The sequence below is a fragment of the Fervidicoccaceae archaeon genome (assembly GCA_038734945.1).
GTDB lineage: Archaea > Thermoproteota > Thermoprotei_A > Sulfolobales > Fervidicoccaceae > ARK-14.
The window spans coordinates 188,269-201,496 of record JAVYOA010000001.1; the positions used below are offsets into that span (position 1 = coordinate 188,269).

Consider the following 13,228-nt stretch of genomic DNA (forward strand, 5'->3'; position numbering starts at 1 on the left):
ATCCTTTGACGCTCAAATTATCCAAGTCTATATCAATATAAGGCTTGTGAGGTGCCTCATCATGTCCGTTGAACCAACAGGAATACCTGTTCTAATACTCAAAGAGGGAACACAGAGAACAGCAGGAAGGGACGCCCTAAGGAATAACATAATGGCAGTTAAGGCGATAAGCGAGACTCTCAGAACCACATATGGTCCCAAGGGAATGGACAAGATGCTTGTGGATAGCTTGGGAGACATAACAATAACAAACGATGGAGCAACAATCCTAGACAAAATGGATATACAGCATCCTGGAGCCAAGATGATGGTTCAGATAGCCAAGGGACAGGACGAGGAAGTGGGGGACGGAACAAAGACTGCAGTTATTTTAGCAGGCGAACTCCTCAGACAGGCAGAGGATCTCCTCGATAAGGAAATTCATCCAACAGTAATTGTCTCAGGCTACAAGAGAGCCATGGAGGAGGCAGTAAAAGTAATTGAGCAAATTAGCATACCCATTGACGTTAACGATAAGGAAATTCTGAAGAAGATAGCTGTTACCAGTCTATACAGCAAGGCAGTGCAGGGTGCAAGGGATAGACTGGCCGAGATATCAGTTGAAGCCATAACAAAAGTCGCAGAGAAGAGAGGAGAAAGATACTATGTTGATCTTGACAACATACAAATAGTGAAGAAGCATGGAGGGAGCCTCCTCGATACAATGCTCGTCGAAGGAGTGGTCATTGACAAGGAGGTTGTGCACCCAGGCATGCCGAAAAGAATAAAGAACGCCAAGATAGCTCTCCTAGATGCAGCGCTGGAAATTGAGAAGCCTGAAATAGATGCGGAGATAAGAATCAACGATCCTCTCCAGATGAGGAAGTTCCTCCAGGAAGAGGAAGAAATACTCAAGAAAATGGTCGACAAGATAGCTGAGGTCGGAGCAAACGTTGTTATATGCCAGAAGGGAATAGATGATGTAGCCCAGCACTTCCTCGCTAAGAAGGGAATCCTTGCTGTGAGGAGGGTCAAGAAGAGTGACATGGAGAAGCTTGCCAGAGCGACCGGAGGAAGGATTGTCTCCAACATAGAGGATCTCCAATCAGCGGATCTTGGAGAAGCCGCCCTAGTTGAGGAAAGAAAGGTTGGAGAGGATAAGATGGTATTTATAGAGGGAGCCAAGAACGCCAAGAGTGTTACAGTGCTGATAAGAGGAGGATTCGAGAGACTCATAGCAGAGGGAGAGAGAGCCCTTAGAGACTCTCTGAGTGCAGTTGCCGATGCAGTGAAATTCGGAAAAATAGTTGGAGGAGGAGGAGCAGTTGAAATTGAGGTTGCAAAGAGACTCAGAGAGATCGCTCCAAAGATAGGAGGAAAGCAGCAGCTGGCTATCGAAGCATTTGCAAAAGCTCTTGAGACTCTTCCCTCAACTCTGGCCGAGAACGCTGGTCTTGACGCCCTTGAGATGATAATGAAGCTAAGAGCAGCACACTCGGACTCCAACGGAAGATTTATGGGAATTAATGTCTTCAATGGAAACATCGAGGATATGCTGAACCTCGGAATAATAGAGCCCGCAGCCATCAAGCTCAATGCTATAAAGGCCGCTACAGAGGCAGCAACGATGATCCTCAGAATAGACGATTTCATAGCAGCCAGCAAAGCAGGAGCTGGGAAGGAAGGGGCCGCTCCTGGCAAGAAGGAAGGAGAGGAAGAGGAGAAGAAGGAAGACTGAAGCAAACTGTTTTTATCCAGACTTTTTTATTCAATCGAACCTTTCGCGATCTTTTCTATGTTCGATTTTCAGCGCATCCTGTGCTATTTTCAAAATAGCTTTAGCAGAGTCCAATGGAGAGGTTGCGGATGTATTGATTACAGCAACTTTCTCCTCACCGTAGCATTCTGAAGCCTCATCCTCAATTTCTCCCATTTCCATGGCCTCTAAATTTTCTTGTATCTTATCATCGCTCCATCCTCTATCTCTGAGCCTTCTTTCTAGCGAATCCCTGTCCATTCTCAGCACGATGACGGAGCTCACAAGTTCCTTGGGAAGAATGCATGAAAATATTGAGAATACAAAGAGAACTCCCTCTGTTTCCCTCACCCTCCTCTCCAGCCACTTCATCAGATATTCCTCGTCATAAATATGGGATAGCCTTCTGGCATCATACATGGAGAACATACCAAGCTTTTTAGCCTCCTCGTCTACTTCTATAACATTCTTTTCTTCAAGCATCTTTCTCAGTTCACCTGCTATAGTGCTCTTCCCAGTTCCAGGATACCCAGCAATTACTACAGCTTTACCCAAAAAGCTCCACCTTTCATTTCAAAGCTTTATCTTGGGAAAAAAATAAATCCATTGTGCTGCAAGAATAAAGCGTGATTTCTCATGCACGGCTGGTGGGGAAAAGTTCTAATAGTGGATTTGAGCAGAGGAAAGAGCACAGTTCTCTCTCCTTCCCAGGAAACATATATCAACTTTATAGGTGGTAGGGGATTAGCAGCAAGACTTCTCTGGGACCTAGCCCCCCCAGGAGTTGATCCCCTCTCTCCCCACAACCCCCTCATCATCGCATCTGGTCCTTTAACCGGTTTGCCTTTACCGAGCAGTGGTAAGCTCGTTGTGGCCTCGAAGAGCCCCCTGACAGGTGGGTATGGAGATGGCAACATTGGAACGATGGCCAGCTACCACCTCAGGAGAAGCGGCTTCGATGCTATAGCTATCATGGGATCCTCTCCATATCCATCATACCTCTACATAGAAAGAGGAAAGGTGGAAGTGCTTAAGGCAGATGGAATCTGGGGACTCGATACATTCTCAGCCGAGGAAAAGCTCAAGATGGAGCACGGTAAGGATGCAGGCATTCTCCTAATAGGACCAGCCGGTGAGAACAAGGTAAGGTACGCTACCATTGTCTCACAGAAGGGAAGAAGCGGAGGAAGGCCAGGTATAGGGGCAGTGATGGGAAGCAAGAAGCTCAAGGCAATAGTCATTAGAGGAAGCAGTGAGCCAAATCTCTACGATGGAAAAAAGCTGGCAGAAACAGCCAAGGAAGCCTACACTGCCGTATTGAGGAGCACCGGATATAGATCGTGGATAGCCCAGGGAACCATGTCAACTATAGCTTGGAGCAACGCAGCTGGGGTTCTGCCAACAATGAACTTCAAAGAAGGAACATGGGAGGAGAGCGAATCGATAGGGGGGGACCTCATGGAGAAAATAAAGAAGGAGAGGAGAGGGTGCCCCTACTGCAACATGCAGTGCGGAAACGTCATAGAGGACAATTCCTCCAGAGATAGCGAGCTTGACTATGAGAATGTTGCGATGCTTGGAAGCAACGTTCTTCTGGGCGATCTCAGAAAAGTAGCTGAACTCAACAGAATAGCCGATGAAATGGGAATGGATACTATAAGTCTTGGGAATAGCCTCGGATATTACATGGAGGCGAGCGAGAGAGGCTTAGTTGATGATAAGCTTGAGTGGGGAGACTTCAGAGGGATGAAGCTTCTTGCCCTAGATATAGCGCACAGAAGGGGCTTAGGAAGCTTTCTAGCTGAGGGTGTAATGAGAATGGCAGCATCGCTTGGAAACGATGGAGAGGAGTTCTCTATGCACGTCAAGGGACTGGAGGTCTCAGCTTACGACTGCCATGCTGCTCCAGGCATGGCACTATCCTATGGAACTTCCCCGATAGGAGCCCATCATAAAGATGCATGGGTAATAAGCTATGAGGTAAGCACCGACAGACTATCTTACTCAAGAGATAAGGTAGAGAGAGTGATTTACCTTCAGACAATCAGAGGAGGGATGTTTGAGGCCCTCACTACATGCAGGTTCCCATGGGTAGAGCTGGGGATTGACCTTCAGTACTATCCTAGAATGCTATCGCAGGCTACAGGCATTACCTGGACTATGGACGATTTGGCAAAGGCAGCAAACAGAATATATACACTAATAAGGGCATTCTGGATAAGAGAGAGGGACTCGTGGAGCAGACAGCTCGACTATCCTCCCCTCAGATGGTTCAAGCATCCGCTTACAAAGGGGAACCTTGCAGGAAGAAAGCTCGATCTAAAATCCTATGAAGACATGCTATCAGCATACTACAGTATGAGGGGATGGGATGAAAGAGGAGTGCCTAAAAGGGAAACCCTAATTAGCCTTGGCCTAGAATTCACCATACCCATTCTCGAGAGCACAGTAGGGCTGAAATGATGTCCTCAACATTCTCAGGGGAAGGGAAAAAAGTTAGGAACAGGCTATTCCTACTGGCTCTTCTAATATTTTTTTCCTTCTTCCTTCTCTATATTCTCAGGGCACCTCAAATATTGCCCGAACAGATAAGAGAAAAGTACATCGAGTATTTCCACTACATAGAGGCAGCAGTCTCAATAGCTCTCGGTATTATAGTCATACAATCAATAGCATCCATCACAACATCCAGACTCAAGGAACTTGGCCCAAGCGCTTTTGTTGCTAGGAACATCATAATGATACTGGGATACATAGCAATAGCATTTATAGCCCTTTCCTTCTTCGAAATAACAGGAGTTATTTCCCTGGCTGGTGCAACATTTTCAGGCCTCATATTCGGGTTCGGTCTTCAGCCAGTCATGGCAAACTTCTTTGCAGGTCTCATTCTTCTCTTCACAGGTCATCTAAAGCCAGGAAAGGTCGTCAAGGTAAGTGGAACATCGCTTCCAATAAGCATTGTTGCTTTCCCTCCATACAAGCTCTTCAGCATAAACGAGTACATGCCCAGCATAACTGGAACCGTAGTCGAGATAGGCCTAATGTTCACGAAGATACTTTCAGCTCATGGAGAGCTTGTGAAGATACCGAACAATATACTTCTCACATCAGGAATAGTTAGGGAGGAAATAACTGAGGAGAAGAGAGTTAGAATACGGTACGAGATCCCAATAAGCTGCGACCCAGAGAGCACTCTTTCTGAGCTGGAGGGGCAACTATCATCCGAGAGTGATATCGAAATATACATAGAGGAACAGAGCGACAAGGGTTTTTATATACTGAACATCTCTGCTAGAGTCCCCCCACACGAGAAGCTCATGAAGTACAGGTCAAGGTTGCTAGCAAAAGTAATAAAGGCGCACAGATCCCTGCTGCAGAAGGGAATTTGTGAGCAGAAGCAAAGCACCTAGAATCAACAAACATTTATCCTTTCGATATCATAAAATAAATGGAAAATAGGTGGCTCCGAACGAGAATTGCGCTTGTCTCTGCAAATAGAAGCGGAGGAGCTTATGAACAATCATTTGGAGTTAACTTTCCTCCACTGGCAGCAGCTAGCTTGGCTGCAGTAGCACATGAGCAGGGATATGAAGCTAAGCTGTTTGATGCCTCACCCCTTCACATAGGCAACAGCCATCTTGCTTCTCTGATACTCGAATATGATCCCGACATATCCGCGTTCATAGTAAACTCATCGAGCTCGGCAGGGTCGAGCGCTGAGGTAGCTCGGATGATCAAGAAGAGCGGTCAAATTATAGTTGCTGGAGGTCATCATGCCACCTTCGCATATCCTTCCCTCCTTAAAAAAGGATTCGATGTTGTTTTTCTGGGAGAGGGCGAAATCTCATTCTCCCGCTTCCTTTCTAGAATAAAGAGAGGTGAGGAGTGGAGAGATTTAGTTGGGATAGCATTTCTCGATGGAGGAAAGCCTGTAGCTACAGGAAAGGCACCAATGGTTGAGAGACTAGACGAGCTTCCCATGCCAAAATTCGAAATATTCAACAGGGATAACTACAAAATGGGTATATTCGATCCAGATGGGAGCGTCATAACAATTGAGACATCAAGAGGATGTCCCTACAATTGCGAGTACTGCTCGGTAACGAGGATGTGGGGAGCCAAGTGGAGGCTGAAGAGCTTCTCGAGGGTTATAGAAGAGCTGAAGAAGGTCAGGGAGCTTGGCTATAGATGGGTCTTTTTTGTCGATGACAACTTCATAATTCCTCTCAAAAGAGCAGTCGAGGAGAAGATAAGGCTCCTTCAGGAGATGATAAAGACCGGGCTTAACTCGCTTCACTATATAGTTCAGCTTAGGGCAGACTTCGTTGCCAAGAACAATTGGCTTCCGAAAATGCTCAAGGAAGCTGGAGTCAAGGTTGCATTTCTAGGCATTGAGTCTGGAGACATGGAAACTCTAGCTCGGATGAGGAAGAACCTCTCTCTGGATCTCTCCACAAGAGCCGTCAGCATGCTTTCTCACTCTGGTATAATTGTTCATGGAGGCTTTATCCTTGGAGCACCGCATGAGGGATATGCTGCGATAAAAAGGACAATAGACTTCGCTACCTCACTCATTAACTATGGACTCGACTCAGCACAATTTTCAATATACACTCCCCTTCCTGGCACAGAATCATTTGAAAAAGCTCTGATAAACGGTGATCTGCTAACACTGGATTGGGATCTCTATGACATCCTCCACCCAGTAATGCGCACCAAACTATCTCCCCCCATCCTCTTCTTCATTCAGAGGTTTGCCCAGTACTACTTCTTTCTAAGAAAAGGAATATGGAGCCTAGCAAGAGGAAGGCTCTTCTCTGAGCCAAAAACAGAAAAGGATAAGCTGCTTCATGCTGGAACGAAATTTTTATTCAAGAACATCCCAAGGAACATCTTGGGCCTTCTAGCCCTTCCGCTATCATCTTTTACCCTATTCTTGAAGCTCAGAAGAGGGATGAGCAGAGAGGAAAAGGAGGAGCTCAAGGACATTGCTCAAGCAGAAACTGTTCTCTCCCCAACATTTGCTGTGTTCATAAAGAGGAAAAAGGCATATAGCCTAAGTGGGCGAGAAAATGATGGTAGCAGAGCATGGAGAAGAAAGAGGGACTGAAGAAGCTGCTCATTAGCTTCACTCTAGCAAAGCTAGCACTACTTCTGCTCGCAGTTTCTCTCTCAGGCTTCTCGATCGAAGCGGCGATGACAAGATGGGATGCTGAGCACTACATAGAAATAGCGCTGACGGGTTACTCCTCTCCCGAGAACTTCGCATTCTCACCCTTCTTTCCCATTCTGATAAGGCTGGTCAACACTGTTGTTGGCATTCCATGGCTATCAGCTTCCCTGATCTCCAACGCCTTCAGCTACACAGTTATCATTCTCATATACTTCCTCTATGGAGAAAGAACAGCCTACATACTTGCATTCTTTCCAACTTTTCTTGCTTACACACTTTTCCCCTACAGTGAGGCAGTCAGCCTGACGTTCATAGCCCTGACGCTCCTCCTGTCCAGGAATGGAAGGAACACACTAAGCTCCATGCTTTCCTATTCCATTTCAATACTCACATCCTATGCTACGGCAATAACTCTTCCTTCCTTCCTATTCCTGAAAAGAAGGAAGCTTGTCCTAATACCCATAGCTGTTGGAATTGCTATTCTGACCTTCTTCTTCTTGGAGACAGGAGATCCCCTTTACTACTTCAAGGTTGAGGGGACGTACTGGGGAAGCGACATAACAACTCCTTGGGGACAGGCTGAGTGGATTCTTCATGGCTGGTTCACTTCTCAGTCCTGGAGGCTTGGCCCTCTCAACCTCCCACCGACATACTGGCTGGCTAGAAATATAGCATTTGAGCTCTTCTTCATAATTTCCACTGCCTTCCTAGCGCTGAAGGGGAGAAAATTCGAGCTTACATTCTCCTCTTTCATTCTCATCCAGGTACTCTGCATTACGGGAGTTCCAGCAATCTCCGTTCCAAGGCTCATTTTGAGGGCTCTCCCCTCCTTCTATGGAGCATCTCTCTTCATTAAGGAGCACACAAAGCTGTATTGTGCGTCCTCCTTTCTAGTGTCCATCCTAGTGGTATCACAGCACGCACTCTCGTTCTTTGCCTAGAGAAGCTTCCTCAACTCTCCCTCAATCCTCCTCAACTCTTCCTCATTGATTATCCCTTCCCTCATTGCATCGTCTAAGAGGAGCATCAAATCCTCATCATCCAAATTCCTTCTTCTTGCGATCTCTGCGAGCCTCCTAGCAATATCTTCGGGATTGCTTCTACTTTTGAGGCTCTCAGCAATCTCATTCCTTAGGGCTATCCTATCTTCGAAATAACTTCTCAGCTCTCCTCCTGCTAGATCTAGATCCCTCACAAGGAATTCCTTAGCCGCAATGTAGAACCTCCTAACTCTAGCAGGCCTTCTCGTCCTTCCAAGATAGAATATCGGGGAGTAATCCTTTAATTTCCACATTCCTCCCTCAAAATCCCCAATAGCATACGCTGCCTCAACCCTACCCAAGAACAAGTCATGATCTCCAACATTCAGGACATTTACTTTCTCAAGCTCAAGTGCAGCAGAGGCTTCTGCAATGAGAGGGGCCCCAGTTTTCTCCCCTCTAACTATTCTGAACCCCCCTCTTTCCAGCTTCCCTCTCATAAATCTCTCGGAAACATCTCCAAGAAAAGGCATCTTATCGACGAATTTGAAATCGAGAAAGTTCAAGCCAAAGACCTTGGAGTTTTTGAGAAGCCTGTAGGTAAATCTCTCTGGAGCAACCGCTACTGCAACTAACATAGGATTGAAGGAGACCTGAGTCCACCAAGCTGCTAGCATCCCTCCAACTCTCTTTTCTGCCTCAGCAGTTATGACTGTTGGCTTCACGGGATAGAGAAGCCTCTCAACATCCCTAATATCCACGCTCTTCCAAAGCAAGACGCTCACCATGAAAAAATCAATTGTGACAGCTTATATATAATTGAAGCTATATATGCAGAATGAGGGGATCTTCTTGAGCTTCGTTGGTGAAATGCATGAATCTTCAGCTCACATTTGGAGGAAGTTCATTCCGCATACTTTTCTTAGAAAAGTAGCAGATGGGAGCATAAAAAGGGAGGAGTTCCTCACCTGGCTTTCCCAGGACTACCTTTTTGTTAAGGGTGCAATAAGATTCATGCTAGCCTTAGCCTCAAGAGCTCCCGACAGCCATATGCTCTTTCTCCTGGAGGCAACTCACGGAATAAGCAGGGAGCTCTCAATGTTCAAAAACACTGCAGAGAGGCTCGGAGCAGCGCTCAGGGAGGAGGAGAACCTAATAACAAATTCTTACGTATCATTCCTTCTTTCTGTAGCCCACACATCATCCTATCTGGAAGGACTAGCGGCCCTATATTGCGAGGAGAGGGCATACTATGAGGCCTGGAAGTGGGTGAAAGAGAACACAGATATGCGGAAAAATCCATATGCAGATCTCATTTCCTACTGGTCCTCAGATGACTTCAAAAAATACGTTAATAGGCTTGAGGAGATGCTGGAAGAAGCAGCATCGCATGCAGGAGAGCTGGATAGAGAGAGGGCAAAGGAGATATATAGAAAAACATCCGAATTTGAACTGGCGTTTTGGGAAAGCGTGATGGGCCCGGAGGGATTTGAACCCTCGACCACCCGGTTATGAGCCGGGCGCTCTGACCGGGCTGAGCTACGGGCCCGCAGAAATAACTTTCTAAAAATTACCTTATATTTGTTTTTCCCTTTAGCCAAGCCTAACAGGAATAGAGGGCGAGGAAATAAATATCTCCGCAGCTCTCTTCTCTTCAACTAATCTGATACCCATGGAAAGGGCTCTTATCAAGATCCCGGAGCTCTCGGCCATCAGCAATTTCTTTCCCATTTCCCCATCGATCTCCCAGCATGGCCTGAACTCCTTGGCCCAATCAAAAGGGGCAATAAAAACTATAGCAGCCCTCCCTCCATTTTTTACAATTTCGATCATTTCATCTACATGTCTTCTCCCTCTAATGCTTGGAGCATCTGGATAGCATGCAGAACCTTCTCCTCTTTCAGCGGCAGCGCTCTTGAGCTCCACAAACATCCTCCCTTCCCTGCACTCAATCTCATAGTCGAGCAAAGATCTTCCAACCTTTGCCCCCCTTCTATCTATCCTGCATCCCTTCAGAAAGGGGATGAGTTCCATAGATAGAGCAGCCTCGAACGCTCTTTCCTGCACTTTCGTATCAACTAATACTGCACCCCTTCCAGACCTCCCAAACGATGCCAGGATCCTTGCTCTAGTTTTTTCTCCAGATGTTTTCAAGCAAAGAGACTCCGCTCCTGGGAACACGAGATCCTTCAGCCTTCCACTGTTGCTTAACCAAGCAGTGAAAAACTTCCCATCCATTGAAACTGTGACCGAGAATCTGCTCAGTCTCTCTAATACAGTGCAGTGCTTCACTTCTTCAAAGCTCAGTAGCACTCCTTTCCTCAGCCCGCACCACCGCCTCTTTCAGCGCCTTCTCTAACCTCCTCCTGCTTTCCATATCAACAAGGAAGAACTTGGTCTCATCTATGAGTCTTCTATCAACATCAACCTTGTGCCTTAGCCCAGGAAGTATTGCATCAGGATAGTCTAGCGTCGATATCAATGAAAAGATATACTCCATGACTCTCAGAAGCATCCAGGAAGCATCCATGTTCCCCCTCTTGACCTCCTCCAGTACGAGTCTCCTCAGCTCTCCTATGAGATCGGCGAGACCTAGAACATAGGGAACAGGCCCAACCCCCAACTCTCTTGGAGATGGGATCCTCCTCTCCTTGAGCACATGGTATAGAGCCTCTGCCTCAACATACTCCGCGAGAAATCCATCCATTGCTGCAGAGCGGAGCAGCTCCTGATGACCCTCAATTTTCCTTAGGAGCTCCGAGGAAGCCTCTCTCATCCTGCTCATTTCCTCCTCAGCTCTCTCTACCTCCCCCGCTATCATTTTTGTTATAGCCCTCCCTGAGAGCCTAACGACTTCCCTTCCAAGGCTGAGCATTTCCTCCCTAGCTGCATCTGCCTCATCCAGCGATCTCCTTATCTCCTCAAAAATGCTCTCCATATTTTCCTGCAATCATCCCAGCCTCCATGAATCTGCATATTTTCTCTGTTCCTCGCTCAGCCTATCAATTTCTATTCCCATCGCCTCCAACTTCATTGATGCAATCTCATAATCAACTTCCTTGGGAACACTAAGAAGCCTCCTCTCCAATCTCTCCGACTCAGCAATCAGCTTTACCGCAAGTGCCTGGTTTGCAAAGCTCATATCCATAACTTCGCTGGGATGCCCCTCTGCCGCAACTAGGTTCATCAACCTTCCCTCCCCAACAAGGTAGAGCCTCTTTCCACCTTTTACTCTGTACTCCCTGAGGTTTTTCCTCACCTCTCTCCACCCCTCAGCGTTCTCCTCCAGCTCCTTCACGCTAACCTCAACATTGAAGTGTCCGCTGTTCCCCAGGACAGCTCCATCCTTCATTTTTTTCATATGCTCCCAAACAATCACATCCTTGTTGCCCGTAGCCGTTATGAAAACATCCCCTAGCTCGGCAGCTCTCGCCATGGGCATTACCTCATAGCCATCCATAGCAGCTTCCAGGGCTCTGACAGGATCCACTTCCGTCACGATCACCCTTGCTCCCATACCTCTTGCCCTGGCTGCTATGCCTTTTCCAACCCATCCATACCCGGCAACCACAAGTACTTTTCCAGCCAGAAGCATGTTCGTTGCTCTCAAGAGCCCATCTATTGTGCTCTGCCCAGTACCATACCTGTTGTCGAACATATGCTTCGTCAATGCATCGTTCACTGCAATCACTGGGTAGAGGAGCAACCCCTCCCTCTCCAGAGCCCTCAGCCTCATTACCCCAGTTGTGGTTTCCTCAGTTCCCCCCCTCACCCTTTCGGCCTTATCCCTAGCTTTCTCATGAAGGTAAGCATGAAGATCTCCTCCATCATCGATTACAATGTCTGGAGAGCTCTCTGCAATTATAGAGATAGCCCTGAAGTACTCCTCCTCACTCTCGCCTCTTTTCGCAAACAGATTGACATCCTCATCAACCAAGGCAGCAGCAACCTCATCCTGTGTTGATAGAGGATTGCTGGCGGCCAAGTATACCTCCGCTCCCCAAGCCTTCAGAGTCCTAATCAGAACTCCAGTCTCCTTTGTTACATGAAGACAGGCAGCAACTCTCAAGCCTCTCAGGGGCTTTTTCCCCTCGTACTTCTTTCTCAGCCCAACCAGTACCGGCATGTTCCTTTCTGCCCACTCCAGCTGAAGCTTCCCCTCATCTCTTTTTTCCAGGTCAGCTATCCAGAACTCCGGCAATCTCCCTCACCAACTTTCTTATTTCTCCGTGCAACTAATAAACTAGAGGGGGTAAAAGTGCAAATACGCATATCCATGGCCATGACAGCAGATGGAAAAACAGCAGATGAGGAGGGGGAGTGGTATCCTCTCTGTCCATATGAGAGGGAGAGGCTCTATGCACACATGAGGTGGGCTGACGCAATAGTTATAGGAGCGGAAACTGTGATGAACACAGATATCTCCTTCATGCCTCCAGGCTCTAGGGGTAGACCCCTTAGAGCAATTATAGATCCTTCACTCAGAACAGACCCCTCAAGAAAAATCTACTCATCGAAACGGGGGCCGCTAATTGTGATGGCTGAGAAGGGAGCTCTTGAGGAAAAGAAGGAGAAGGCTAGCTTGTTGAGGGAGATTGGAGCAGAAGTAGTAGCAATGGAGGAGAGAGATGGTAGAATAAGCGCCAGGGATGTTGTTGCCTTGCTCGAATCGAGGGGGCTGGAGAAAATTCTTGTGCTGGGGGGAGGGAAGACGAACTATCATTTCTTCAGAGAGGGACTTGTAGATGAATACTATATTACGATAGTTCCCAGAATACTTGGAGGTTCAAAGTACTCTCCAGTGTCTGGCGAGGGCTTCAGATTTCCTGGGATTGAGCTGAAGCTGGTAGAGCACAAAATTTGCGAATGTGGAAACGAGATAGTGCTCAAATATGTTCTTGCTAGACGACTCTAATTCCGTTTATCTTCTTGCTCTGCCAAGAGTACCTTCTAATTCTCTTCGACCTGCCGAAGCCACATGCTGCACAGTAACCCTTGGCAACATTGAAGCTATGCCTTCCACATCTCCTGCACCTTATATGCGTGTAGCTCCTCGAGTGCTTCCCCATCGATGTTGTTCCCTTTACCACTGAAGCTCACCCTCTCACAGGCCTGAAGCAGGAGAGACAATTATTACATTATCTCCTCTTATTATCACGGTTCCAAGCTTCCTTGGCTGGCCATCCGGGTACAGCTCCTCCGCATCCTCGAGCACTATATTCAGATGATGATCGTAGCTTTTCAGCTTCCCCCTAACCTCTTTATTTCCCTTCAGCTTAACAAGCACGATCTGTCCTACAGAGTTCGACAGTATTTTTTGGGCAGTATCACTCATCACAC

General features: G+C 47.1%; 13 protein-coding genes and 1 tRNA gene. 6 read left to right on the plus strand and 8 right to left on the minus strand.

Translation table 11 applies throughout. The annotated features are described in order from the left end of the window. Positions 1-61 precede the first annotated feature (61 nt). A complete protein-coding gene (gene thsB / locus QXR92_01030; protein MEM0318595.1) occupies positions 62-1,717 on the plus strand; it encodes a thermosome subunit beta in 1,656 nt (551 codons plus the stop codon). 30 nt (positions 1,718-1,747) lie between these two features. Here the strand turns inward: thsB and QXR92_01035 are convergent, their stop codons facing one another. Beyond that, the gene (locus QXR92_01035) at positions 1,748-2,290 is read right to left on the minus strand and encodes an AAA family ATPase (protein MEM0318596.1); all 543 of its coding nucleotides are present in this window, start codon (positions 2,288-2,290) and stop codon (positions 1,748-1,750) included. 81 nt (positions 2,291-2,371) lie between these two features. Here QXR92_01035 and QXR92_01040 point away from each other — a divergent pair, with 81 nt between their 5' ends. From QXR92_01040 to QXR92_01055, 4 genes are read left to right on the plus strand one after another with little or no spacing between them, the layout of a single operon-like run. Then, a complete protein-coding gene (locus QXR92_01040) occupies positions 2,372-4,198 on the plus strand; it encodes an aldehyde ferredoxin oxidoreductase family protein (protein ID MEM0318597.1) in 1,827 nt (608 codons plus the stop codon). Next, complete coding sequence (locus QXR92_01045) at positions 4,198-5,145, plus strand: mechanosensitive ion channel family protein (GenBank protein ID MEM0318598.1); 948 nt, start codon at positions 4,198-4,200, stop codon at positions 5,143-5,145. The genes QXR92_01040 and QXR92_01045 overlap by 1 nt, the downstream gene beginning before the upstream one ends. 38 nt (positions 5,146-5,183) lie before the next feature. Further along, positions 5,184-6,845 carry a radical SAM protein gene (locus QXR92_01050; protein ID MEM0318599.1) on the plus strand — a complete coding sequence of 554 codons (1,662 nt, stop codon included), beginning with the start codon at positions 5,184-5,186 and terminating at the stop codon, positions 6,843-6,845. After that, entirely contained in the window at positions 6,824-7,849 is a 1,026-nt protein-coding gene (locus QXR92_01055; protein ID MEM0318600.1) for a hypothetical protein, read from the plus strand. Before QXR92_01050 ends, QXR92_01055 begins: the two co-directional genes overlap by 22 nt. Here the strand turns inward: QXR92_01055 and QXR92_01060 are convergent. From QXR92_01060 to ahcY, 5 genes are all read right to left on the minus strand, one after another. Continuing rightward, entirely contained in the window at positions 7,846-8,664 is an 819-nt protein-coding gene (locus QXR92_01060) for a flavin reductase family protein (protein ID MEM0318601.1), read from the minus strand. The two genes, QXR92_01055 and QXR92_01060, sit on opposite strands and share 4 nt — an antisense overlap. Positions 8,665-9,362: 698 nt before the next feature. Beyond that, positions 9,363-9,437, minus strand: a tRNA-Ile gene (locus QXR92_01065). A gap of 44 nt (positions 9,438-9,481) precedes the next feature. Next, positions 9,482-10,201, minus strand: a complete 720-nt coding sequence (gene sfsA, locus QXR92_01070; protein ID MEM0318602.1) for a DNA/RNA nuclease SfsA — start codon at positions 10,199-10,201, stop codon at positions 9,482-9,484. Beyond that, positions 10,185-10,838: a hypothetical protein gene (locus tag QXR92_01075; protein ID MEM0318603.1), complete on the minus strand. Its 654-nt coding sequence runs from the start codon at positions 10,836-10,838 to the stop codon at positions 10,185-10,187. Before QXR92_01075 ends, sfsA begins: the two co-directional genes overlap by 17 nt. After that, complete coding sequence (gene ahcY, locus QXR92_01080) at positions 10,839-12,089, minus strand: adenosylhomocysteinase (protein ID MEM0318604.1); 1,251 nt, start codon at positions 12,087-12,089, stop codon at positions 10,839-10,841. It abuts the gene before it with no gap. Between the two features lie 57 nt (positions 12,090-12,146). Here ahcY and QXR92_01085 point away from each other — a divergent pair, with 57 nt between their 5' ends. Then, positions 12,147-12,803, plus strand: a complete 657-nt coding sequence (locus QXR92_01085) for a RibD family protein (protein ID MEM0318605.1) — start codon at positions 12,147-12,149, stop codon at positions 12,801-12,803. On the opposite strand, the gene QXR92_01090 is transcribed toward QXR92_01085, so the two are convergent. Beyond that, a complete protein-coding gene (locus QXR92_01090) occupies positions 12,790-12,978 on the minus strand; it encodes a 50S ribosomal protein L37e (GenBank protein MEM0318606.1) in 189 nt (62 codons plus the stop codon). The two genes, QXR92_01085 and QXR92_01090, sit on opposite strands and share 14 nt — an antisense overlap. Before the next feature lie 14 nt (positions 12,979-12,992). Beyond that, positions 12,993-13,223, minus strand: coding sequence for an LSm family protein (locus QXR92_01095; GenBank protein MEM0318607.1), 231 nt, complete (start codon positions 13,221-13,223; stop codon positions 12,993-12,995). Positions 13,224-13,228: the final 5 nt, after the last annotated feature.